22 protein-coding genes are annotated in these 23,444 nt (G+C 73.2%); 9 read left to right on the forward strand and 13 right to left on the reverse strand.

Annotated features, from left to right (window positions below):
• Positions 1 to 35: 35 nt before the first annotated feature.
• The 4 genes from ACN27B_RS01135 to ACN27B_RS01150 form a co-directional block, all read right to left on the reverse strand.
• A complete protein-coding gene (locus tag ACN27B_RS01135) occupies positions 36 to 1,667 on the reverse strand; it encodes a cytochrome b N-terminal domain-containing protein (RefSeq protein ID WP_281593361.1) in 1,632 nt (543 codons plus the stop codon).
• Positions 1,664 to 2,752 carry a ubiquinol-cytochrome c reductase iron-sulfur subunit gene (locus tag ACN27B_RS01140; protein WP_099164235.1) on the reverse strand — a complete coding sequence of 363 codons (1,089 nt, stop codon included), beginning with the start codon at positions 2,750 to 2,752 and terminating at the stop codon, positions 1,664 to 1,666. The genes ACN27B_RS01135 and ACN27B_RS01140 overlap by 4 nt, the downstream gene beginning before the upstream one ends.
• A 67-nt stretch (positions 2,753 to 2,819) precedes the next feature.
• The gene (locus tag ACN27B_RS01145; protein ID WP_091573206.1) at positions 2,820 to 3,653 is read right to left on the reverse strand and encodes a cytochrome c; all 834 of its coding nucleotides are present in this window, start codon (positions 3,651 to 3,653) and stop codon (positions 2,820 to 2,822) included.
• 72 nt (positions 3,654 to 3,725) lie between these two features.
• The gene (locus tag ACN27B_RS01150) at positions 3,726 to 4,325 is read right to left on the reverse strand and encodes a cytochrome c oxidase subunit 3 (RefSeq protein ID WP_091573205.1); all 600 of its coding nucleotides are present in this window, start codon (positions 4,323 to 4,325) and stop codon (positions 3,726 to 3,728) included.
• 108 nt (positions 4,326 to 4,433) lie between these two features.
• Here ACN27B_RS01150 and ACN27B_RS01155 point away from each other — a divergent pair, with 108 nt between their 5' ends.
• The 4 genes from ACN27B_RS01155 (at position 4,434) to ACN27B_RS01170 (ending at position 7,296) form a co-directional block, all read left to right on the forward strand.
• Positions 4,434 to 5,387 carry a cytochrome c oxidase assembly protein gene (locus tag ACN27B_RS01155; protein ID WP_099164234.1) on the forward strand — a complete coding sequence of 318 codons (954 nt, stop codon included), beginning with the start codon at positions 4,434 to 4,436 and terminating at the stop codon, positions 5,385 to 5,387.
• An 81-nt stretch (positions 5,388 to 5,468) separates the two neighbouring features.
• A complete protein-coding gene (locus ACN27B_RS01160; RefSeq protein WP_091573203.1) occupies positions 5,469 to 5,867 on the forward strand; it encodes a hypothetical protein in 399 nt (132 codons plus the stop codon).
• Positions 5,868 to 5,946: 79 nt separating this feature from the next.
• Positions 5,947 to 6,993 carry an anthranilate phosphoribosyltransferase gene (gene trpD / locus ACN27B_RS01165; RefSeq protein WP_091573202.1) on the forward strand — a complete coding sequence of 349 codons (1,047 nt, stop codon included), beginning with the start codon at positions 5,947 to 5,949 and terminating at the stop codon, positions 6,991 to 6,993.
• Between the two features lie 105 nt (positions 6,994 to 7,098).
• A complete protein-coding gene (locus ACN27B_RS01170; RefSeq protein WP_396824203.1) occupies positions 7,099 to 7,296 on the forward strand; it encodes a hypothetical protein in 198 nt (65 codons plus the stop codon).
• Positions 7,297 to 8,124: 828 nt separating this feature from the next.
• On the opposite strand, the gene ACN27B_RS01175 is transcribed toward ACN27B_RS01170, so the two are convergent.
• Both ACN27B_RS01175 and coxB read right to left on the reverse strand, forming a co-directional pair.
• Positions 8,125 to 8,553, reverse strand: a complete 429-nt coding sequence (locus tag ACN27B_RS01175) for a cytochrome c oxidase subunit 4 (RefSeq protein WP_099164230.1) — start codon at positions 8,551 to 8,553, stop codon at positions 8,125 to 8,127.
• A gap of 10 nt (positions 8,554 to 8,563) precedes the next feature.
• Positions 8,564 to 9,535 (reverse strand): cytochrome c oxidase subunit II, encoded by a 972-nt coding sequence (coxB, locus tag ACN27B_RS01180; RefSeq protein ID WP_099164229.1) that lies wholly within the window; start codon positions 9,533 to 9,535, stop codon positions 8,564 to 8,566.
• Between the two features lie 172 nt (positions 9,536 to 9,707).
• On the opposite strand from coxB, the gene ACN27B_RS01185 reads away from it, so the two are divergent.
• Positions 9,708 to 10,859 carry a cysteine desulfurase family protein gene (locus ACN27B_RS01185; protein WP_422743082.1) on the forward strand — a complete coding sequence of 384 codons (1,152 nt, stop codon included), beginning with the start codon at positions 9,708 to 9,710 and terminating at the stop codon, positions 10,857 to 10,859.
• Positions 10,856 to 11,080 carry a sulfurtransferase TusA family protein gene (locus ACN27B_RS01190; protein ID WP_091573197.1) on the forward strand — a complete coding sequence of 75 codons (225 nt, stop codon included), beginning with the start codon at positions 10,856 to 10,858 and terminating at the stop codon, positions 11,078 to 11,080. Before ACN27B_RS01185 ends, ACN27B_RS01190 begins: the two co-directional genes overlap by 4 nt.
• Before the next feature lie 68 nt (positions 11,081 to 11,148).
• Here ACN27B_RS01190 and ACN27B_RS01195 read toward each other — a convergent pair whose 3' ends face one another.
• From ACN27B_RS01195 to ACN27B_RS01210, 4 genes are all read right to left on the reverse strand, one after another.
• Complete coding sequence (locus ACN27B_RS01195; RefSeq protein WP_255292725.1) at positions 11,149 to 11,694, reverse strand: AAA family ATPase; 546 nt, start codon at positions 11,692 to 11,694, stop codon at positions 11,149 to 11,151.
• Between the two features lie 5 nt (positions 11,695 to 11,699).
• A complete protein-coding gene (locus ACN27B_RS01200; RefSeq protein ID WP_091573195.1) occupies positions 11,700 to 12,674 on the reverse strand; it encodes a carbohydrate kinase family protein in 975 nt (324 codons plus the stop codon).
• 196 nt (positions 12,675 to 12,870) lie between these two features.
• A complete protein-coding gene (gene erpA / locus ACN27B_RS01205) occupies positions 12,871 to 13,242 on the reverse strand; it encodes an iron-sulfur cluster insertion protein ErpA (protein ID WP_091573194.1) in 372 nt (123 codons plus the stop codon).
• Between the two features lie 137 nt (positions 13,243 to 13,379).
• On the reverse strand, positions 13,380 to 14,540 hold the full coding sequence (locus ACN27B_RS01210) for a glycerate kinase (RefSeq protein WP_099164226.1): 1,161 nt from the start codon (positions 14,538 to 14,540) through the stop codon (positions 13,380 to 13,382).
• Positions 14,541 to 14,583: 43 nt separating this feature from the next.
• Here ACN27B_RS01210 and nadA point away from each other — a divergent pair, with 43 nt between their 5' ends.
• The 3 genes from nadA (at position 14,584) to ACN27B_RS01225 (ending at position 18,004) form a co-directional block, all read left to right on the forward strand.
• Positions 14,584 to 15,759, forward strand: coding sequence for a quinolinate synthase NadA (nadA, locus tag ACN27B_RS01215; RefSeq protein ID WP_422743086.1), 1,176 nt, complete (start codon positions 14,584 to 14,586; stop codon positions 15,757 to 15,759).
• Positions 15,760 to 15,972: 213 nt separating this feature from the next.
• Positions 15,973 to 17,328 carry a UDP-N-acetylglucosamine 1-carboxyvinyltransferase gene (gene murA, locus ACN27B_RS01220; RefSeq protein ID WP_422743088.1) on the forward strand — a complete coding sequence of 452 codons (1,356 nt, stop codon included), beginning with the start codon at positions 15,973 to 15,975 and terminating at the stop codon, positions 17,326 to 17,328.
• Between the two features lie 70 nt (positions 17,329 to 17,398).
• On the forward strand, positions 17,399 to 18,004 hold the full coding sequence (locus ACN27B_RS01225; protein WP_099164225.1) for a DUF3043 domain-containing protein: 606 nt from the start codon (positions 17,399 to 17,401) through the stop codon (positions 18,002 to 18,004).
• Positions 18,005 to 18,037: 33 nt separating this feature from the next.
• Here the strand turns inward: ACN27B_RS01225 and ACN27B_RS01230 are convergent, their stop codons facing one another.
• The 3 genes from ACN27B_RS01230 to ACN27B_RS01240 form a co-directional block, all read right to left on the reverse strand.
• The gene (locus ACN27B_RS01230; RefSeq protein WP_099164224.1) at positions 18,038 to 19,024 is read right to left on the reverse strand and encodes an ABC transporter ATP-binding protein; all 987 of its coding nucleotides are present in this window, start codon (positions 19,022 to 19,024) and stop codon (positions 18,038 to 18,040) included.
• The gene (locus ACN27B_RS01235) at positions 19,021 to 19,833 is read right to left on the reverse strand and encodes an ABC transporter permease (RefSeq protein ID WP_253866238.1); all 813 of its coding nucleotides are present in this window, start codon (positions 19,831 to 19,833) and stop codon (positions 19,021 to 19,023) included. Before ACN27B_RS01235 ends, ACN27B_RS01230 begins: the two co-directional genes overlap by 4 nt.
• A gap of 73 nt (positions 19,834 to 19,906) precedes the next feature.
• Positions 19,907 to 20,758, reverse strand: a complete 852-nt coding sequence (locus tag ACN27B_RS01240; protein WP_422743091.1) for an ABC transporter permease — start codon at positions 20,756 to 20,758, stop codon at positions 19,907 to 19,909.
• Positions 20,759 to 23,444: the final 2,686 nt, after the last annotated feature.

Consider the following 23,444-nt stretch of genomic DNA (forward strand, 5'->3'; position numbering starts at 1 on the left):
CCGGCGGGCGCCACGGTCAGTCGTACGCGACGGGGTCAGCGACGGCTCTCGCCGCTGCTGATCTCCTCCCGCTCCGGTCGGGGCTCGACCGGCGGGTGGCCCGGCGAGACCGGCGCCTCGGCCGGCTTCTCGATCGGGTAGAAGAAGCCCCGGATGGCGGGCCCGAGGGCGCCCAGCCGGTTCATCTTCTTCGGCACCACCCAGCCGACGTAGTCCAGCGCCGGCGCGTGACCGTCGTGGCCGTCCGCCGAGGTCAGCGGCTGGTGGACCTCGACGAACCGGCCGTCCGGCAGGCGTCGGATGATGCCGGTCTCCACGCCGTGGGCCAGCACCTCCCGGTCGTGCTGCTGGAGACCCAGGCAGATCCGGTAGGTGATGTAGTAGGCCAGCGGCGGGACGACCAGCAGACCGATCCGGCCGGCCCAGGTCATCGCGTTCAAGCTGATGTGGAACTTGTCGGCGATCACGTCGTTGCCGCCGGAGAGCGTCAGCACGACGTAGAAGGCGACGGCCATGGCGCCCACCGCGGTCCGGGCCGGAACGTCCCGGGGCCGCTGGAGCAGGTTGTGGTGCTTGTAGTCCTTGAGGCGGCGCGCCTCCAGGAACGGGTACATCGTCGACAGGCCCACCAGGATGCCCGGGAGCACGACCGTCGGCCAGAACAGCGGCGGGATGACGTACCCGTCGCCGATCGGGATGCTGATCTCCCAGCCCGGCATGAGTCGGGTCGAGCCGTCGAGGAACATGACGTACCAGTCGGGCTGGCTGGCCGCCGAGACGACCCACGCCTCGTACGGGCCGAAGTACCAGATCGGGTTGATCTGGAAGAGGCCACCCATCAGCGCGATCACGCCGAAGACGACCATGAAGAAGCCGCCCTGCTTGAGCGCGTAGCGCGGGAACATCCGCTCGCCGACCACGTTCTCGTTGGTCCGGCCGGGGCCGGGCCACTGGGTGTGCTTCTGCTTGAACACCAGGCCCAGGTGCACGCTGATCAGCGCCACCAGCAGGCCCGGGATGAGGAGCACGTGGGCGATGAAGAAGCGGCTGATGATGATGGTGCCGGGGAACTCCCCGCCGAAGATCGACGAGCTGACCCAGGAACCGATCACCGGGATCGACAGGATGATGCCGGAGGCGATCCGCAGACCGGTGCCGGACAGGCCGTCGTCCGGCAGCGAGTAGCCGGTGAAGCCGGCCAGGAAGCCGACCCAGAACAGCAGCGAGCCGATGATCCAGTTGGTCTCACGCGGCTTGCGGAACGCGCCGGTGAAGAAGACCCGGAGCATGTGCACCACGATCGCGGCCATGAACAGCAGGGCCGCCCAGTGGTGCATCTGCCGCATGATCAGGCCGCCGCGGACGTCGAACGAGAGGTCCAGGCTGGAGGCGTAGGCGGCCGACATCGGGGTGCCACGCAGCGGGGCGTAGCTGCCGTCGTAGACCACCTCGGTCATCGCCGGCTCGTAGAAGAAGGTCAGGAACACACCGGTCAGCAGCAGGACCACGAACGAGAAGAGCGCGATCTCGCCGAGCAGGAACGACCAGTGGTCGGGGAAGACCTTGTTCAGCAGCTTGCGCAGCGGCGTGGCGACCTGGAAGCGGTCGTCAACCGCCCCGGCGGTCTTGGCCGGCAGCGCGGCCCGATCGAACTTTCGGCGCTTCATGGCCGCTCCCAGAAGTCGGGACCGATGGTCTCGGTGTAGTCGGACCTCGCCACGAAGAAGCCCTCCTCGTCCACCTCGATCGGCAGCTGCGGCAGCGGCCGGTTCGCCGGGCCGAAGATCGGCTTGGCGTTGTCGGTGATGAGGAACTGCGACTGGTGGCAGGGGCAGAGCAGCCGGTTGGTCTGCTGCTCGTAGAGGCTGGCCGGGCAGCCGGCGTGCGTGCAGATCTTGGAGAACGCGACGTAGTTGCCCCACATGTAGTCGCCGCGACCCTTGCGCTCGTTCGCCTCGCGCGACTTCTGCGCGTCGTCCTCGCGCAGGTGGATGAGCAGGGTCGGCGAGTCGGCGTGCTTGTTGCTGACGCCACCCTCGATGCCGGGGAACACGGTGAGCTGACCGCCGACGCTGACGTCCGCGGGGCGGATCGGGCGGCCGTCCTCGCGGATCAGCCGGATCTTCTCGCCGCCCTCGGCCGGCTGGAAGCCGGTGGTGAACATCTGGTTGTTCTTGTGCGGCTGCTGGATCAGACCACCGACCAGCGGAGCCGCGACCACCGCGCCGACCGGCGCGAGACCGGCGAGCAGCGAGATGCCGAGCAGCGGACGGCGCTTCACCCCGAGCTCGTCGGCCAGGTAGAGCATGGTCTCACCGGTGATCTTGCGATCCTCCGGGTTGTCGACCTGGTCGTGCCGGTCCTGGATCGAGACCTCCTTGGGCAGCAGCTTCTTGCCCCAGGTCAGGATGCCGAAGCCGACGCCGAGGAGCGCCAGGCCCAGGGTCAGCCCGAGCAGCGGGGTGTAGAGCTTGTCGCCGCCCCGACCGGCCTCCCACTGCCACGGCCACCAGATGTAGATCGCCAGGAAGGCGGTGGCGAAGGCACCGGTCAGCAGGAACATCATGGCGACCGTGCGGGTCAGCCGGCGCTCGGCCTTGCTGCCCGGGACCACCTGCGCCTCGTAGTGGACGATCTCGATGTCGTCGCGCCGGGCGCCTTCCTGCACGATGTCGAACCGGGAGAGCCGGGGGTCGTTCACGTCGAGCGGCTCCGGGCCCGGCTGGGCCTGGTGCTCGGTGTGGGTGCTCATGCCGTCACCTCGCTACGCGTGGCGCCGGTGGCCGGCACCAGGGCAATGATACAGATGTTCGGCCGGGTCACGACTTGCCCGCAATCCACAGGCTCGCGAAGACCAGCGCGACGATGCCGACCAGGAAGATCGCCAGACCCTCGGTCGACGGGCCGTACCGGCCCAGGTTGAAACCGCCCTGGTCCTGGTCGTGCTTCAGGGTCTCCTGGATGTAGGCGATGATGTCCGCCTTCTCCTGCGGAGTGATCTGGTTGTCGCCGAACACCGGCATGTTCTGCGGGCCGCTCAGCATGGCGGCGTAGATCTGCCGGTCGCTGGCCGGCTTCAGGCTCGGGGCGTACTTGCCGGAGGAGAGCGCGCCGCCGCCACCACCGAAGGCGTGGCACTGCGAGCAGTTGATCCGGAACAGCTCGCCACCGGTGGACATGTTGGCGCCCTCACGCAGGTTGCCCGACGGCACCTGCGGGCCACCGCCCAGCTCCTGGATGTACTGGCCCAGCTGGCGCACCTGCTCGTCGGTGAAGACCGGCGGCTTGCGCATCGCCTGGGCCTCCTGCCGGGCCATGGGCATGCGGCCGCTGCTGACCTGGAACTCCACCGAGGCCGATCCGACGCCGATCAGGCTCGGACCCCGCCCCTCGACGCCCTGGGCGTTGCGACCGTGACAGGTCACACAGCTCACGTCGAACAGCGCCTTGCCCTCGTTGCCGGCGGCGCTCAGCGGCGGGTTGTCCTGCGCCTGCACGCCCGGGGCGAAGACGGTGTAGGCGCCGCCGGCCAGCATCAGCGCGGCGGCCAGCCGGACCGCGGCGCCCAGCCGGCGGCGGCCCCTGCTGCGCGCTACGGGCCGCCCGCGCAGCCGCGCGAGCAGACCGCGTCGGCGGTCGTTGTCAGAAGTCATGACCTGTGTCCTTAACCGGTTGGACCTTGTCTCAGGGGACGGAGCAGCGGCGCGGTTCGTGACGCGCCAAGATCACTGAAGCCAGTAGATCATGGCGTAGAGCCCGATCCACACGACGTCGACGAAGTGCCAGTAGTAGGACACGACGATTGCCGAGGTCGCCTGGGCCGGGGTGAACCGACCCATGGTGGTGCGGATCATGAAGATGATGAAGGCGACCAGACCGCCGGTCACGTGCAGACCGTGGAAGCCGGTGGTGAGGTAGAACATCGACCCGTAACCGTCTTCGTTGATCTTGACGCCCTCGTGCACCAGGTGGCGGTACTCGTTCAGCTGGCCGAGCACGAAGATCAGGCCCATCACGAAGGTGATCGTGAACCACCGACGCAGGGCGTGGACGTCGCCCTTCTCGGCCGCGAAGACACCGAGCTGGCAGGTCACCGAGGAGAGCACCAGGATCACCGTGAAGGTGGTCGCGTAGGGCACGTCGAGGGCCTCGGTGTGCTTCTCCCACAGCTCCGGCGCCGCCGCGCGGATCGAGAAGTACATCGCGAACAGCGCCGCGAAGAACATGAGTTCGCTGGAGAGCCACACGATCGTCCCGACGCTGACCATGTTGGGACGCGTCAGGGAGTGGATCCGGCTCTTGTCAATGGCTGGGGCCGCAGTCACGCGGTCATTATTGCCCTTGACCGGGACCGACGATCAGCGGGGTGGCAAACCGGTGCCCGCAGTGGCCCGATCGTGGTCGTCCGCTTCGCCTGACCTACCCTGAAAAGCGTGCTGCACGTCGATCAGATCCTCGCCGTCACCTCGGCGGCTCCGGCGACGCTCGCGGCGGGAGGCGAGGCCGCCCCGCCGCCGTTCACCGTCGCCCGGGTGCTCACCGAGACCCGGCTGGACAGCTGGCTCACCCTGGGCCTGGTACTCGCCGCCGGCCTCTACCTCTACGGGGTGCACCGGTTGCGGCTGCGCGGCGACCGGTGGCCGGTCATCCGCACGGTGGCGTTCCTCGGCCCCGGCCTCGGCGGTATCGCGCTCGTCACGCTCACCGGCCTCGGCGCGTACGACACCGCCCTGCTCTCGGTGCACATGGTGCAGCACATGGTGCTGTCGATGATCGCGCCGATCTTCCTGGCCCTCGGCGCCCCGGTGACGCTGGCGCTGCGCACGCTGCCGGTGCGGCCCCGCAAGCGGCTGCTGGCGATCGTGCACAGCCGGATCGCCCGGATCTACAGCTTCCCGCTGGTGGCGTTCACCATCTTCGTGGTGAACCCGTTCGCGCTCTACTTCACCGACCTCTACGAGTTCACGCTGCGGCACGAGTGGGCGCACGAGCTGGTGCACGCGCACTTCATCGCCACCGGCTGCGTCTTCTTCTGGCCGTTGCTCGGCCTGGACCCGCTGCCCGGTCGCTGGCCCTACCCGGCCCGCGCGCTGCTCATGGTGCTCTCCGTGCCGTTCCACACCGTGCTCGGGCTCACCATCATGCAGAGCACCACGCTGTTCGGCGGCGACTGGTACCCGTCGCTGAACCTGTCCTGGTCCGACCCCTGGGAGGACCAGGTGGTCGCCGGCGGCGTGCTCTGGGCCGGCGGTGAGTTCGTCAGCGTCACCATGCTGGCCGTGCTGGTGGTCCAGTGGATCAAGCAGTCCGAGCGCGAGGCCCGCCGGCTGGACCGGGAACTGGACCGCCAGGAGGCCCGCCAGAAGGCCGCGGAGGCCAGCGCCTGAGTCCCGCCCGGGCAGGGCGTCGGGTCGAATGTGACGCCCGCTACGATCAGCGGGCAGCTACGAGGTGGGAGCCACGTCACGATGAGCGATCGTCTTTGCACCGTCCTGCTCTACAGCGACGACCCGAAGGTCCGGGACCGGATGCGGCTCGCCGTCGGCACCCGGCCGGCGCCCGGCATCGAGATCGAGTTCGTCGAGGCCGACGACTACGCCGGCTGCGTCCGGCTGGTCGACGACTACGAGATCGACCTGCTGCTGCTCGACGGCGAGGCGAGCCCGGGCGGCGGCATCGGCATCGCCCGCCAGATCAAGGACGACCGCGACGACGCGCCGCCGACCTGCGTGGTGCTGGCCCGCGCCGCCGACCGCTGGCTGGCCGCGTACGCCGAGGTCGACGCCACGCTGACCCACCCGCTCGACCCGGTGACCGCCGGCAGCACCGTGGTCGAGCTGCTGCGCCGCACCCACGCCGCGGCCTGACCCATCCTGCGGCGCCACGGCGACGCGGCCGTGGCGCGCGCCCCCAACCGCTTCACTCACGCCGCTCGGGAGGCCCGCCATGGGCGAACGGACCTGGCCGCTTCTGCTCAACGCGCTGCTGCGCGGCGAGGAGCTCTCCACCGCCGACACCGCCTGGGCGATGGGCGAGATCATGGCCGGCTCGGCCACCCCGGCGCAGATCGCCGGGTTCGCCGTGGCGCTGCGCACCAAGGGTGAGACCCCGGCCGAGCTGGGTGGCCTGGTCGAGACGATGCTCACCCGGGCCGTGCCGGTACGCCTGCCCGAAGAGGTGCGCGCCACCGCGCTGGACGTGGTGGGCACCGGCGGGGACCTGGCCCACACGGTCAACATCTCCACCATGGCCGCCCTGGTGGTCGCCGGCGCCGGGGTCCGGGTGGTCAAGCACGGCAACCGGGCCGCCTCCTCCTCGTGCGGCACGGCCGACGTGCTGGAGCAGCTCGGCGTGCCGCTGGACCTGGAACCGGAGCAGGTGGCGCGCTGCGTCACCGAGGCCGGCATCGGCTTCTGCTTCGCCGCCCGGTTCCACCCCGGCATGCGCCACACCGGTCCGGTCCGGCGGGAGATCGGCGTACCCACCGCGTTCAACTTCCTCGGCCCGCTGACCAACCCGGCGCGCCCGCGCGCGGGCGCGGTCGGCTGCTTCGACCGGCGGATGGCGCCGGTGATGGCGGCCGTCTTCGCCGCTCGGGGCGACTCGGCGATCGTGGTCCGCGGTGAGGACGGGCTGGACGAGTTCAGCACCGGCGCGCCGACCCGGGTCTGGGTGGCCCAGCAGGGCGCCGTCAGGGAGGCCCTGCTGGACGCGGCGGAGCTCGGGGTGCCCCGGGCCACCCTGGCCGACCTGCGGGGCGGAGACGCCGTCTACAACGCCGACGTGGTCCGGCGGCTGCTGGCCGGCGAGACCGGCCCGGTGCGGGACGCGGTGCTGGTGAACGCCGCGGTCGCGCTGTCCACCCAGGGCCCGCTCGACGGCGACCTGCACGAGGCGCTGCGGGCCAACCTGGTCCGGGCCGCCGAGTCGGTGGACTCGGGCTCCGCCGCTGCCGCGTTGGACCGCTGGCTGGAGGTCGCCCGCACCGCCTGAACGGGTGTCTGTCATACCCGCGTGCCAAACTACACGGGAGTAATTTTCCGTTTTCGGTCGATGGCTTCCCCGCCGCGACCGGCACCGGTCCGAGAGGAGACGCCCGTGTCCGCCCGCGAGTTGCCCTGCGACACCTGTGAGGGCGTCGTGCTGTTCGAGGCGCCGCCCTGCGGCGACGGGCACGGCGTCGACTGCCCCGAGCTGATCTGCACCGGCTGCGGCACGGCGATCCTGATCGCCCCGCACGCGTTGCGCCCGTCCCGCCGCCCGGCCCGCCACGCCGCCCACCGCCACGCCGCCTGACCACCCCGGTTCCGCTCCCGCCGGATCGCCGATCTTCTTCTCGTCCGCCGGTCGGACCTCGGCAGGACGAGCCACCACCGAAAGGTCCGCGCCGCCGGCCAGCGGCGACCAGCGCAGCGACGTCACGCCCCTCCCACCCGCCAGCCGACCGTGGCCCCCCCTCGGCCACTGCCCCACAGCGCCGGGTAGGGCAGGACTGAGCGGGGCGCCGGCAGGGCCAGGCAAGGCCGCGATCGCCCGTCCGGGCCGAGCCGAGCCGGGCCCCCCTGAGCCGAGCCGGCGGGCAGACCCATGGCGGCAGCCGAGCCCCGGCAGGCAGGCACCCAAGCCTGTCCCACCGCGCCACCATCCAGCACCAGCCCGCCAGGCCCCCCCCCCCCCGACCCATCCCCCACCCACTCCCCTTCCACCCCAGCACCCGGTGATCAAGGAGTTGGCGTCAGGTGACGACGCCCCAGGCGACACAAACTCCTTGATCAACCTCAGACAGGTGGGTCAGGGCAGGCAGCGGGCGCACCGACAGGCGGCCCAGAGCCGGCGCTGGACGAGCGCGAGGCGGGCGCGAGAGGGGCAGGCGCGGGAGGGGCAGGATCGCCCGGCCATCCCGCACCAGGCGCCACCGCCCAGGTCCGGCCGAGACCTCGGCGACCCGTCGTCCAGAAGGAACACCAACCCGCCGTCACCCGCCACAGAGAGCCGTCGATCATGAAGTTGGCGGGGATGAAAGGGGCGGATCGCGCCGTCAACTTCATGGTCAACGGCGCCAGAGGGGAAGCAGTCAGGCCCGCTGCCCCGGAGGGGCGGCGGGCCTGACTGGTGGTTCGGGGGTCAGTGCTCGGCGGTGCGGCGGGTGCCGGAGTAGTACTCGAAGAGCAGCCCGCAGGTGGCGAAGACGACCGCCACCATGCCCAGGCCCAGCAGCCAGAACTGCCAGAACACGAGCCCGAGGCCGGCGATCGCGGCGGCCAGGGCCAGGCCGAACGGCCAGTAGCTGCCCGGGCTGAAGAAGCCGATCTCACCGGCGCCGTCGGCGATCTCACCGTCGGCCCGGTCCTCCGGCCGCAGGTCGATCCGGCGGGAGACGAACCAGAAGAAGCCGCCGCACATCGCGCAGAGCAGGAACGAGAGCAGCAGTGCCACGGTGCCGACCCACTCGACCCGGCCGTCGCTGTCGGCGTACGTCCAGGCGCCGTAGAGGACGGTCGCGCCGAGGAGGAACGTGGCGATGGTCAGGAAGATCTTCCACTCGGTCTTCATGCCGAACCCCTCAGTTTCCCGCGCCGGCCGTCGCGTCGGACGGGTTGAAGTTGTCCTTGGTGCGGCGGGTGTCGAACGGCTTCGTCTCGGTGGCGTACTCGGGCTCGCCGATCGCCTTGAGCGCGTCCTGGGTCGACTGGCCGCCCTTCTTGGCCGCCAGGAACTGCTCGTACTTCTCCGGCGAGACGACCCGCAGCTCGAAGTTCATGAAGGCGTGGTAGCTGCCGCACAGCTCGGCGCAGCGGCCGACGAACGCCCCCTCCTGGTCGATGCTGGAGACCTCGAACGTGTTGCGGATGCTGCCCGGCATCACGTCGCGCTTGAACAGCAGCTCCGGCACCCAGAACGAGTGGACGACGTCGCGGCTCTGCTCCTCGAACCGGATCGACCGGCCGCTCGGCAGCACCAGCACCGGGATGACCTCGCTGGTGCCCAGCACCGAGGCGACGGTGTTGGCGTCACGGCCCTGGCCGTCGCGGTAGTTGAACTGCCAGTTCCACTTGAAGGCGACGACCTCGACGGTGACGTCCGGGTTCTTCGACTCCTTGTTCACGTCGGTCTGCACGACCGCCGTGTAGTAGAAGAGCACGGAGACCACGAGGATCGGCGCGATGGTGTAGAGGAACTCCATCGGCAGGTTGTAGCGGGTCTGCACCGGCAGCTCGTTGCCGCGCTTGCGGTAGCGGATCACGCACCAGAAGATCAGGCCCCACACGAAGACGCCGACCGCGAGCGCCGCGATGCAGGACGCGATCCACAGGTCGTACATCCGGTGCGACTCGGGGGTGATGCCGCCCTGCGGCCAGCCGAAGCCGTCGAACGTCTTGCCGACGTCACAGCCGGTGAGCAGAACCAGCAGCGCCGCTCCGCCGAGACCGAGCCCGGCGATTCGACCAGCACCACGCCGCCGGCGCCCACCGGCCCCCGGGGAAGCGCTGTGCCGTACGGCCGACGGCCGTACCTCCGAACTCCTTGCGACCACCTGGTCCTGCCTCCCTAGCGCGCCGCGGCGATTCCGTGTTCTTGACACCGACGGCAAAGGCGTCACCGACGGTCGCAGATTACTCGACCATGGCGGGCCTGACCGTCTTGGGGTCACTGTCCGCCCCCATCGGGGGGATCTTGGGCGTACCCGAGCGATAGCGTGGAACGTCATGGACGCCTCCCCGGTCTACCTGGACGCCGCCAGCGCCGCTCCGCTCCACCCGGTGGCGCGGCAGGCGATGCTGGCCGCCCTGGACGACGGCTGGGCCGACCCGGCCCGGCTCTACGCGCCGGCCCGTCGGGCCCGTCAGCTCCTCGACGCCGCCCGGGAGGCCGCCGCGCAGACGCTCGGCGTCCGCGCCGACGAGCTCTCCTTCACCCCCAGCGGTACGGCGGCCGCGCACGCCGCCGTACTCGGTGGCCTGGTCGGGCGGCGGCGGGCCGGGGCGACGCTCGTGCACTCGGCGATCGAGCACTCGGCGGTGCTGCACGCCGCGCAGCGGCACACGGCGGCCGGCGGCGCGGCGGTGTCCGTACCCGTGGACCGGCTGGGCCGGCTGGACCTGGACGCCTGGGCGGCGGCGGTGGCCGCCCCCGGCGTGGCCCTCGCGGCGCTGATCGGAGCCAGCCACGAGGTGGGCACCGTGCAGCCGGTGCCCGCCGCGGCCGAGCTGTGCGCCGAGGCCGGGGTGCCGCTGTACGTGGACGCGGCGCAGCTGGTCGGCCGGGCGCCGCTGCCGGCGGGCTGGTCGGTGCTGACCGCCAGCGCGCACAAGTGGGGCGGCCCGCCCGGCGTCGGGCTGCTGGTGGTGCGCAAGGGCACCCGGTGGGAGTCGCCGTACCCGGCCGACGAGCGGGAGTCGGGGCGTACGCCGGGGGTGGTGAACCTGCCGGCGGTGGTGGCCGCGGCGGCGAGCCTGCGCGCGGCGGCGGCCGACGCGGCGGCCGAGGCGGCCCGGCTGGCGCCGCTGGTGGACCGGATCCGGACCCGGGTGGCGGCGGAGGTGCCGGACGTGGAGGTGGTCGGCGACCCGGTGGACCGGTTGCCGCACCTGGTGACGTTCTCCTGCCTGTACGTGGACGGCGAGGCGCTGCTGCACGCGCTGGACCGGCGTGGCTTCGCGGTCTCCTCCGGCTCGTCCTGCACGTCCTCGACGTTGCGGCCGTCACACGTGCTGGAGGCGATGGGGGTGCTGTCGCACGGCAACGTGCGGGTGTCGCTGCACCGGGAGACCACCGAGGCGGACGTGGAGCGGTTCCTCGCCGAGCTGCCCGGGATCGTCGCGGCCCTGCGTGCCGAGTCGGGGGTGACCGACCTGTGAGCGAACCGGACGAGGTGCTCGACTGTCGGGGGCAGCGCTGCCCGCTGCCGGTGATCAATCTCGCTCGCCGGGTGCCCGGGTTGCCGGCCGGCGCGGTGGTCAGGGTGCTCGCCGACGACCCGGCCGCCGCGGTGGACATCCCGGCGTGGTGCCGGATGCGGGGGCACGAGTTCCTCGCCGCCCACCCGCACGCCGGCCCCGCCTACGACGTCCGGGTGTAAGGAGGGGCCCCTTCTTAACGCCTCCGGTAGAGCAGGGGCCCCCTTTTAACGCCGGTGACGGCCGGAGCTCAGCCCAGGTAGGCGAGGATGCCGGGAAGCGGATCGACCGCCACGGCGGTGTCGACCACCAGGCGCGGGCCGATCAGCGGCTCGTACTCGGCCCGGCGCCGCAGCGTCTGTTCCCAGGTGACGTGCTCCTCGGGCGGCCGGGCCTCGACCCGGCGGCGGTGCTCCGCCTCGTCGCCGCAGTGCACCTCGATCACCCGCAGCGGCACCCCGGCCCGCTCGGCCAGGTCGTGCCAGAGCCCGCGCGCGCTGGCGACCGGGTTCACCGCGTCGACCACCACGCTGAACCCCAGGCCGAGCTGCACCTCGGCCAGCCCGGCGACCGCGCCGTAGGCGGCCATGCCGGACACGTCGCCGGTGAGGCCGTAGCGGCCCAGCGCCCGTTCGACCGGGTCGACCGGCAGCACCGGGGCGCGCAACGCCGCGCCGACCCGGGTGGCCAGGGTGCTCTTGCCCACGCCGGGCAGCCCGGCGAACGCGACCAGCAGCGGGCCGCCGGCGCCGGCGCGGACCCCCGGGTCCACCCCGCCGCCGGCCGGGCCCGCCACGCCGGTCACAGCAGGTGCGGCCGGACGTCCTCGGCGGCCGCGTCGCCGTACGACTCGGCGAGCCGCTTCACGAACAGGTCCCGGCGGACCTCGTACTCCTGGCCGCCGAAGTTCTCCAGCACGAGCGTGGCCAGCAGGCAGCCGACCTGGGCCGCGCGCTCCAGGCCGACGCCCCAGTCGAGCGCGGCGAAGAAGCCGGCCCGGAAGCCGTCACCGACGCCGGTCGGGTCGACCGCCTGGATCTCCCGCGCGATCGGCACCCGGATGGTGCCGACCTCCCGGCCGGCGATCTCCACGCCCTGCTTGCCCAGCGTGGTGACCCGCACCTTCACCCGGTCCAGCAGCTGCTCGTCGGTGAGACCGGCCTTGCTCTGCAGCAGCGACCGCTCGTACTCGTTGGTCATCAGGTAGTCGGCGCCGTCGATCAGGCCGAGCACGTCCGCGCCGTCCATCCGGGCGAGCTGCTGCGAGGGGTCGGCGACGAAGGAGTAGCCGCGGTCGCGGCACTCGGCGGAGTGCCGGATCATCGCGGCCGGGTCGTTGGCGCTGACCAGCACCAGGTCCAGCCCGCCGAGCCGCTGCGCGACCGGGGACAGCTCGATGTTGCGGGCCTCGCTCATCGCGCCGGCGTAGAACGAGGCGATCTGGCACATGTCGGTGTCGGTGGTGCAGACGAAGCGGGCCGTGTGCGCCACCTCGCTGACGTGCACCGAGTCGCAGTCCACGCCGTGCCGCTCCAGCCAGGAGCGGTAGTCGGCGAAGTCCGCGCCGACGGCGCCGAGGAGCACCGGTCGCAGCCCGAGCTGGGCCATGCCGAACGCGATGTTGGCGGCGGTGCCACCGCGCCGCAGCACCAGCTCGTCGACGAGGAAGGACAGCGAGACCTTGTCGAGCTGGTCGGCGATGAGCTGGTCGGCGAAGCGGCCGGGGAAGCTCATCAGGTGGTCGGTCGCGATCGAGCCGGTCACGGCGATCTTCATGTCAACCCTCGTGGTCGGGAGCACGGCGCGGTCAGCCTACCGGTCGGTCCGGTCGCCCGGACGGCGGTCGGCCGCCGACCGGTCGCTCCCCGCACATCCGGACGTCACCGCACGGACACCCACCGGTACGACGAAACGGCGGGACCACCCCGTCCGGGGTGGTCCCGCCGTTTCCGGTCGAGCGGGGCCCGCCGACTCAGCTGAAGGAGTCGCCGCAGGCGCAGGAGTTGCCGGCGTTCGGGTTGTCGATGGTGAAGCCCTGGGCGTCGATCCGGTCGGCGAAGTCGATGGTGGCGCCGGCCAGGTAGGGGGCGCTCATCCGGTCGACGACGACCTCGACACCGCCGAAGTCGGTGACGACGTCACCGTCGAGCGACCGCTCGTCGAAGAAGAGCTGGTACCGCAGGCCGGAGCAGCCACCCGGCTGCACGGCGACCCGGAGCCGCAGGTCGTCGCGGCCCTCCTGCTCGATCAGGGCCTTGACCTTCTGCGCCGCGACGTCGGTGAGGACGACGGTGCTGGGGGCCTGCGTGGCCTCGGTCGACTCGGTCTGCGCTGGCGTGGTCACGTGGAAGTCTCCCTGCGCGGTATGAGGTCCGGACGTACTGGCCAACGCCGCACGTCCGCCAGTATTCCCGGTGGTCCGTCTCCGATCGTACGCCGCTGCCGGCGTGACCACCCGGCGGCGTGACCAGCGGAACGCGCTCAGCGGCTCCACTGGCCGGCCAGGCGGGCCCCGAGCGCCCGCAGCCCCTCGGCCGGGCGCTCCATCGCCGCGGCCACTCCCCCGCGCTCCTCGCCGCCGAAGTGCTCGACCAGGCTGTGCGCCTCGGTCACGCCGGCCGCGGCGGCCTCCCGCCGGCCGGTGCTCACCCGTCCCGCCAGCACCACGCAGGGCACGCCGCGGTCGCGGGCCGCCCCGGCCACGCCGGCGACCACCTTGCCGCGCAGCGACTGGTGGTCGAACGAGCCCTCGCCGGTGACCACCAGGTCGACGGTGTCCAGCGCGGTGTCCAGGTCGACCGCCCGGGTGACCAGCCCGATGCCCGACTCACACCGGCCGCCCAGGGCCAGCACCGCCGCGCCGAGTCCGCCGGCCGCGCCGCCGCCGGGCAGCGCGCCGAGCCCGGACGGGCAGTCGGGCAGCCGCTCGACCAGCACGTCGGCCCAGCGCTCCAGCGCGGCGTCGAGCAGCAGCACGTCCGCCCGGGTGGCGCCCTTCTGCGGCCCGAAGACGCTGCTCGCACCGTGCAGCCCGAGCAGCGGGTTGTCCACGTCGGTGGCGGCGACCAGCGCCGCGCCGCGCAGTCGGGGAGCGCCGTCGAGCCCGGCCACGGCCGCGAGCGCCGCGCCGCCGTACGGGAGGGCCCGGCCGGCCCCGTCGAGCGCCGTCACGCCGAGCGGGACGAGCATGCCGGCGCCCCCGTCGTTGGTGGCCGACCCGCCCAGCCCGACCACGACGGTCCGCGCGCCCGCCTCGACCGCGGCGGCGACGAGCAGGCCCAGCCCGTACGAGGTGGTGGCCTTCGGGTCGCGCTCGGCGGGCGACAGCAGGTGCAGGCCGCACGCCTGCGCGCTCTCCAGGTAGGCCACACCGTCGTCGGTGAGCAGGATCTCACCGGCGGCCGGGCGGCCCAGCGGGTCGACCGTCGGCACCGGCAGCCGGCGTCCCCCGAGCGCCTCGGCGAGCACGGCGACGAACCCGGGGCCGCCGTCGGCGAGGGGTCGCAGCAGCAGTTCGTCGTCGGGGGCGACGCTCCGCCAGCCCTCGGCCACCGCGGCGGCGACGTCGGGGGCCGACAGCGTGCCGGCGAACTTGTCCGGGCAGAGCAGCACGCGCATGCCGAGCAGTGTGGCAGGCCACATCGGTGGCGGCTGCGCGGCGGCCGGGCTGTGGGACCATGGGGTCGTGACTTCGACCTGGGTTGAGCCCTCCAACACCGCCACTGCGCTGCTGCTCCTCGGCCGCGGCAGCGACCCCGCCACCGAGCGTGGCGTGGAGTGTCCGGGTGACCTCCCCGCGCCGAGCGACCCCCACCTGGTGGCCCGCGCGGCGGCGGCGAAGGCCGCGCTCGGCACGAAGGTGTTCGTGCTGGGCCACCACTACCAGCGCGACGAGGTGATCCAGTTCGCCGACGTGACCGGCGACTCGTTCAAGCTGGCCCGGGAAGCCGCGGCCCGGCCCGACGCGGAGTACATCGTCTTCTGCGGTGTGCACTTCATGGCCGAGAGCGCCGACATCCTCACCTCGGACGCGCAGAAGGTGATCCTGCCCGACCTGGCCGCCGGCTGCTCGATGGCGGACATGGCGGTGCTGACGCAGGTCGAGGCCGCCTGGGACACGCTGACCGACCTGGGTGTCGCCGCCGACACGGTCCCGGTGACCTACATGAACTCCTCGGCCGACATCAAGGGTTTCGTCGGCCGCAACGGCGGCGTGGTGTGCACCTCGTCCAACGCCAAGCGCGCCCTGGACTGGGCGTTCGAGCAGGGCCGCAAGGTGCTGTTCCTGCCCGACCAGCACCTGGGCCGCAACACGGCGGTGCTGGAGATGGGCTTCTCGCTGGACGACTGCGTGCTCTACGACCCGCACAAGCCGGGCGGCGGGCTGACCCCGGAGCAGGTGCGCGACGCGAAGATGATCCTGTGGCGCGGGCACTGCTCGGTGCACGGCCGCTTCACGCTCGACAGCGTGAACGACGTGCGGGCCCGGGTGCCCGGCGTCAACGTGCTGGTGCACCCGGAGTGCCGGCACGAGGTCGTCACCGCCGCCGACCTGGTGGGCTCGACCGAGTTCATCATCTCCACGATCGAGGCGGCCCCGGCCGGCTCGGCGTGGGCGGTGGGCACGGAGCTGAACCTGGTCCGCCGGCTCGCGCTGGCCCACCCGGACAAGCAGATCATGTTCCTCGACCGAGCGGTCTGCTACTGCTCGACGATGAACCGGATCGACCTTCCGCACCTGGTCTGGGCGCTGGAGGAGCTGGTCGCGGGTCGCGTGGTCAACCAGATCACCGTCGACCCCGACACCGCCCGACACGCCCGGACGGCGCTGGACCAGATGCTCGCCCTGCCGGGGGTCTGATCACCGTCGGTCACCCCGCTGGCACGGAAACGCACCGGACACCCCGGTTCGTGCCCTCGCTGGCGATGTGACCGATTCCATTCTCGTCACGGAGGGCTATGCTGCCGGGGCGACGACACACGCGGGCCGTTTTTCGATGACCGCGATTCGGGTAGCGATGTACTTCGCAGACCCCTCACCTACACGGCAGCACCCAACGCGCTGGAGGTTGCGTTGACCGACGACGTCCTGGTCGTACACGGAGGCACTCCGCTCGAAGGGCGGATCCGCGTGCGCGGCGCGAAGAACCTCGTGTCCAAGGCGATGGTCGCCGCTCTGCTCGGCGACACACCCAGCCGACTGTTCGACATGCCGCGGATCCGCGACGTCGAGGTGGTCCGCGGGCTGCTCGGCCTGCACGGGGTGAAGGTGACCGACGGCACCGAGGACGGCGAGCTGGTCTTCGACCCGTCCAACGTCGAGAGCGCCAGCACCGACCAGATCAACGTGCACGCCGGGTCCAGCCGGATCCCGATCCTGTTCTGCGGCCCGCTGCTGCACCGGCTCGGCCACGCCTTCATCCCCGACCTGGGCGGCTGCCACATCGGCCCCCGCCCGATCGACTTCCACCTCCAGGCGCTGCGCGAGTTCGGCGCCACGGTCGAGAAGACCCCCGAGGGGCTGCACCTGTCCGCACCGAACGGGCTGCACGGCACCAAGTTCGCCCTGCCGTACCCGAGCGTGGGGGCCACCGAGCAGGTGCTGCTCACCGCCGTGATGGCCGAGGGCGTCACCGAGCTGCGCAACGCGGCGGTCGAGCCCGAGATCATCGACCTGATCTGCATCCTGCAGAAGATGGGCGCGATCATCAAGGTCCACACCGACCGGGTGATCGAGATCCAGGGCGTCAAGAAGCTGCACGGCTACACCCACCGGCCGATCCCGGACCGGATCGAGGCGGCCAGCTGGGCGGCGGCGGCGCTGGCGACCCGGGGCCACGTCGAGGTGCTCGGCGCGCAGCAGGCCGACATGATGACCTTCCTGAACATCTTCCGGTCGGTCGGCGGCGAGTACGAGGTCACCGACGCCCGACCGCCGAAGCTCGGCGACCCGGGCCAGGAGGGTGGCATCCGGTTCTGGCACCCGGGCGGCGAGCTGAACGCGGTCGCGCTGGAGACCGACGTGCACCCCGGCTTCATGACCGACTGGCAGCAGCCGCTGGTGGTCGCGCTCACCCAGGCCCGGGGCCTGTCGATCGTCCACGAGACGGTCTACGAGCAGCGGCTCGGCTACACCGAGGCGCTGAACACGATGGGCGCCAACATCCAGGTCTACCGGGACTGCCTCGGCGGCACCCCGTGCCGCTTCGGCCGGCGCAACTTCAAGCACTCCGCGGTGATCGCCGGCCCGAGCAAGCTGCACGCGGCCGACCTGGTCATCCCGGACCTGCGGGCCGGGTTCAGCCACCTCATCGCGGCGCTGGCCGCCGAGGGCACCTCGCGGGTGTACGGCGTCGACCTGATCAACCGCGGCTACGAGGACTTCGAGGCCAAGCTGGCCGACCTCGGCGCGCACGTCGAGCGCCCCTGATCACACTCTCTCCGTCGGCCCGGTGCACCGCGTGTGCACCGGGCCGACGCGTTTGGCTACCCTTGCCGGCGTGCCGTCGTTGTTTCGTCGCAAGTCAGCCGACCTCGTCGAGGAGTCCGTCACCCCGGTGACGACCGACGAGGAGTCCTCCGCCCGTCCCCGGGGCTACACGCCCAGCAAGAAGGAACTCGGGCAGACCACCCCGAAGCGCCCCGCCGCCGGTCGCCGTCCGGCCGCCCCGGCCCGCGCGCTGACCAAGGAGGAGGCCCGGGAGCAGCGCCGCGCGGCACGCGCCGAGGCCGCGGCCGAGTTCCGCCGCGAGGGCGGGCCACGCGACCGGGGCCCGGAGCGGCTGCTGGCCCGCAACGTGGTCGACTCCCGGCGTACGGTCGGCACCTGGTTCTTCGGCGGCGCGCTGATCGTCCTGGTCGGCTCCAACCAGGCCATGCCGCCGCAGGTGCGACTGGTGTCGAACCTGCTCTGGGGCGCGCTGGCCCTCGGCGTGCTGATCGACTCCGTGCTGATCGCCCGGAAGATCAAGAAGCTGGTCCGCGAGCGCTTCCCGAAGAGCACCGAGAAGCTGGGGTCGCTCTACTTCTACGCGATCATGCGGTCGATCACGTTCCGCAAGATGCGCGCCCCCGCCCCCCGGGTCAACATCGGCGACAAGGTCTGACCGGCGCGCACACGTGTTAAGCGGGGCCCCTTCCTATACGCCAGGCGTTAAGAGGGGGCCCTTCCTTTCACTGCGGTAGAGCCGGGCGACGACCTCCTCGATGTCCGGCTCGACGATCGAGATGTCCCGCAACGTGGCCAGGCCGGCGAGCCCCGCCACCACCTCCGCCACGCTCGCCGCCTCCAGCGCGAAGACCAGCCGCCGGCCGTCCGCCTCCACCCGCTGCACCGGCGCGCCGGGCAGCACCGGCGGCTCCGGCAGCGCGGCGTCCAGTTCGGCGACCACCATCCGGCGCGACCCGTACCGGCGGTGCAGCTCGGCGATCGAGCCGTCGTGCACCACCCGCCCGTGGTCGATCACCACCAGCCGACGGCAGAGCCGTTCGATGTCGGCCAGGTCGTGCGTGGTGAGCACCAGCGTGGTGTCACCGGCCCGGCCCAGCTCGGCCAGGAAGCCACGGACCGCCTGCTTGCTGACCACGTCCAGCCCGATGGTGGGCTCGTCCAGGAAGAGCACCTCCGGGCCGTGCAGCAGCGCCGCGGTCAGCTCGCCGCGCATCCGTTGACCGAGGGAGAGCTGCCGGACCGGGGTGTCCAGGAACGCGTCCAGGTCGAGCAGGTCCCGGCACCGGGCCAGCCGGGCGGCGTGCGCGGCGGCCGGCACCCGGTAGACGTGCCGCAGCAGGTCGAACGAGTCCCGCAGCGGCAGGTCCCACCAGAGCTGCGAACGCTGCCCGAACACCACCCCGATACGCAACGCCAACCGGGTCCGGTCGGCCACCGGCCGCAGCCCGCAGACCCGGGCGTGGCCCGCCGACGGCGTCAGCACCCCGGTCAGCATCTTCAGCGTGGTCGACTTCCCGGCGCCGTTGGGCCCGATGTAGCCGAGCATCTCGCCGCGCTCCACCCGCAGGTCGACCCCGTCGACAGCGGTCACCGTCCGCTTCTCGCGGCGCAGCGCCCCGGCCCTGACCCGGACCGTGAACTCCTTGCGCAGCCCGTCCGTCTCGATGACGTTCATGACCCCGTACTCCGGTAGTGACGGATCCCGACCCGCCAGGCCAGGGCGGCGACCGCCGCCGCGACCAGCGCGACGCCCGGCGAGGCCCACCCCACCCAGGGCGGCAGGCCGAGCGGGTCGGCGCGGCCGAGCAGCGCCAGCGCCGGGTGGTAACTGACGAAGGCGAACCCCATCCCGTACGCGAACAGCGCGCGGAACCAGCCGCCGTAGACGGTGATCGGGTACGAGGTGAAGTCGCGCCCCCCGTAGGTCACCGAGTTGGCCATCTCCCCCGAGTCGACCCAGTAGAACGACACCGTGGCGGTGGTGACGAAGACCGACGCGAAGAACACCACAGCGGCCGGCGGGGCGACCACGGCCAGCGCCACCCGGCCCGGGGTCCAGTCGATCCCCGCCGAGGCGAGCGCGTACAGCAGCACGGCCAGCCCGAACACGGCCCGGGACACCTTGCGCAGCGGCAGGTCCATCAGCAGCAGCTGGGGCAGCGCCGCGAGCGGGCGGACCAGCACGGCGTCGAACAGGCCGGTGCGGACGTACCGGGGCAGCCGTTCGATGTTGCCGACCAGCAGGTCGGCGGCGGCGAAGGCGCACGACGACAGCCCGACCACGACGAGCGTCTCGCGCAGCGTGAACCCGCCCAGCTCACGGGTCACCCCGAAGATCACCAGGACGGTGACCACGTCGAACACGGTCGCGCCCAGGTTGCCGACCAGGTCCACCACGAACGAGGTGCGGTAGGCGGCCTGCGAGCGGGCCTGCGCCCCGAGCAGCGCCCGGTACGCCCGCAGCGCGCTCTCGCGCTCAGCCACCCTGGGCGCGCTGTCGCGCTCAGCCACCCTGGGCGCGCTGTCGCGCTCAGCCACCCTGGGCGCGCTGTCGCGCTCAGCCACCCTGAACCACCAGGCGGCGCTCGGCACGGCGCTGGACCAGCCGGCAGAGCGCCAGCAGCAGCACCGCCCAGACCAGTTGCAGCCCGACCAGGCCGAGACCGGTCGACATCGGCTCGCGCTCGACCAGCACGTCCAGCGGAACCTGCAGGATGCTGGGGAACGGAGTGGCGTACCGCAGGGTGGCCTCCAGCCAGCCGGGGAGGAAGCCCAGCGGGAAGTAGAGCCCGGCCAGCACGCCCGAGCCGAGCGTCCAGAGGATCATCGGACCGCGGACGTCCTGGAGCCAGTAGGCGGTGGCGTTGACCAGGTAGCGGCAGCCGAAGCAGACCACCACGGCAAGCAGCGTGGAGAGCAGGAACAACGGCACGGTGGCCCAGTGCCGGGGCAGGTAGACGGCGAAGAAGAGCGGGCCGACCACCAGCGGCGGTACCAGCCGGGCCAGCGCGGCGAACCCGGCCCGGCCGAGGTCGACCGCGAGGTAGCTGGTCACCGGGTGCACCGGCCGCAGCAGGTCGGCGGCCACCTCGCCGGTGCGGATCCGGTCGGCCAGGTCGGTCCAGCCCCAGATGGCGATCACCGCCAGCAGGCCCTGCCCGGCCCAGACGAACGTGGCGAGCTGCGTCCGGTCGTAACCGGCCACGGCGCCGGCCGCGCCGGTCGCGGCGAGGAAGATGTAGCAGCGCAGGAAGCCGAACACGGTGTTGGTGACGACGCCCGCCACCGCGGCCTGGCGGTAGGTCGCGTACCGGCGGAAGCCGGCCGCCACTATCGCGCCGAATGTCCGAAACCATGGGGTAACGTGTGCGTCCGTGGGTGGTCCCACAGTGGCGGTGACCGAGCCCACGCCGTTACCCTCCTTCCGCAGCCACGACGTGCTGGACCGGGCGACTCTACCGGCACGTCCGGTGCCCAGCGCGACAATTTCCAACGAGGTGACACCGCCGTGAGCGAGCGACGCGAGCCGGCCCCGGGGCCGCGCCGCGCGAGCGGCGGGAGGGGCTGCCGATGAGTGGCTGGGGCAGCTGGCGCGAGCCGGCCGAACCGGCCTGGGCCGCCGAGCCCACCCACGAGTGGGAGCCGCAGTTCCCCGGACAGCGCTACCCCGGCGACATCGGCCTCGAGAACCTGACGCCTCCGCCCCGCCGTCGCGCCGTGGTCGGACGCGCCGAGGTACGCCCGGTCAGCCCCGCTCCGGGTGTCGAGCACCCGGTCAGCCCCGCCGGTCCCCGCCCCGACGACGCGTACCCGGTGAGCCCCGCGAGCCCGCGTGGCTCGTACCCGGTCAGCCCCGCCGGACCGCGCGAGGCCCGTCCGACCAGCCCCGCCGGACCGCGCGGCACCTACCCGGTCAGCCCCGCCGGGCCGCGCGGTACCTACCCGGTCAGCCCCGCCGGACCGCGCGAGGCCTACCCGCTCAGCCCCGCCGGACCGCGCGAGGCCCGTCCGTCCACTCCGGCCGGCCCGGACGGGCGTCGTGCGTCGTACCCGGTGAGTCCGGCCGCCGCGGACGGTTCGCGCGGGTCGCACCCCGGCGGCGCGGGGCCGCGCGACCGGAACGGTCGTCCGGACGGACCGGGCCCGGACGACCGGCGGCCCTGGCCCGAGGAGCGGCACCGGCCCGGCCCGGAGCGCGCCGACCAGCGGTGGGTACGTCCCGCCGCGGCGTCGCACCGACCGGCCCCGCCCGGATCCGAGCCGGGTTGGGTGCCGGAACCGAACGAGGTCCCGCACGCCGGCCCGGGCTGGTCCGAGCGCCGCCGCCCGGTGGACGGCCGACGTGTCCCCGGGGACGACCACGAGGCCACCCCGGACGGTCGCCGCGGTCCGGCGTTCGACCCGCGTCGGGACGCCCTCCCCCACGGCCACCGGGAGGCGTCCCTCGACGGTCGACGTGAGGCCGGTCCCGGTCGGCCGGTCGACCGGCGGGACCATCCGATGGCGTCGCCGGAGCGGGACGGCCGCGACGGTTGGCGTGACCCCGGGGCCCGTCCCCCGGCCGAGCGGCGTGAGCCGGCGGGAAGCCGGTGGGACGGCGGCGCGCCGCGCCGCGATGCCGCCGCGTACCCCGAGACCCACCGCCAGGCGCCCGAGAGCGGGCGCCCCCGCACCGAGCCCGACCGGTACGGCCCTCCCCGCCCCGCCGCCGACCAGCGGTGGGACGGGCAGCGCCCGCCCGCCGACCGGGCCCGTTCCCACCAGGGCGAGTGGCCGGTCGTCGAGCCGCGTCCACGGGTCGAGCCCGCCGCCTACCGGCCCGACGAGCGGCACCGCCCGCCGGTGGCCCGCCCGACGCCGCCCGGATACCCGGTCCAGCCCGTCGACGGCGCACGCCCCGACGGTCGCCGCCCCGACCAGCCCGGCGCCGGCCGCCCCGAACCGCGGGACGTCCGGCCGCCCGCCGTGGACGCCCGTCCCGGTCAGGCCACCCCGCGTCCGGAACCACGCGATGCGCGACCGCCCGCCGTGGAAGGCCGCCCCGACCCGGCCGGCACCCGCGCGGAGCCGCGCGACCCTCGGTCCCCCGCCGTGGACGCCCGCCCCGGTCAGCCCGGCACCCGCCCGGAGCCGCGCGACCCTCGGTCCCCGGCCGTGGACGTCCGCGCCGGTCAGCCCGGCACCCGCCCGGAGGCGCGGGATTCTCGGCCGCCGGCCGCCTCGGGCCGGCCCGGGTCCGGCCGACCGCAGCCGGAGCAGGACGGCAGACGGTCCGACGTCGCCGCGAGCGCCGAGTACCGGCCCCGGTCCGAGCAGTGGACGGCACGGCCGGACGGGCATCCGTCGACCCGTGTCCCCGACGCCCGGGGTGCGGCTCCGGTCGAGCCCGCCGCTCGCACCCGCCCCGACGACGCCCGACCCCGGCCCGCCGCGGTACGACCGGACGGGATCACGCCGACGGCAGCACCGGTCCGCCCCGGCGAGGGACCGACCGTGCCCGGCGCCGAGAACGTGCCGGCACGTCCCGTACCGCCGGCGCGTCCGGAGGACCCGCACCGGTCGGAGGGACCGGGACGCTACGACGAGACCCGCCGTCCAGCCGCCGCTGAGCCCGACCGGCGGGTGGCCGCCGGCCCGACGCCGGCCGCGCCCGTCCGTGACACGCCCGGAACCGGACCCGTGCCGTCGATCCCCCGCCCCGGGGAGCCGGCCGCGCCGTCGATCCCCCGCCCCGGCGAGCCGGCCGCGCCGACGGACGCCGGCAGGTCCGCACCGCTGACGAACGGGTCCGGCGAGCCTGTCCCACCGGCAGCGCCGACCCGGCACGCGGATCGCCCGGACCCGCGCCCGACCGCCCGGCCGGGCCCGACCCAGGCCCCGCCGGCCCGCCCGGCACCGCCCGTCTACCCAGGCCCCTCGTCGACCCCGGCCGTCGGAAGCGGCGCGCCCCTGCCCGCACCGACCGGACCCACCGAGGCTCACCCGCGTCAGACCGTCCCGACACCACCCGCCGACCGCCGCCCGGAGACAGCGACCCCACCCGCCCCCCGAGCGCCTGGCGGGCCGCAGCCGGGTACGGATCAGCGGCCCGAGGA

It is taken from the genome of Micromonospora sp. WMMD754 (assembly GCF_049315235.1).
GTDB classification, from domain to species: Bacteria; Actinomycetota; Actinomycetes; order Mycobacteriales; family Micromonosporaceae; genus Micromonospora; species Micromonospora sediminicola.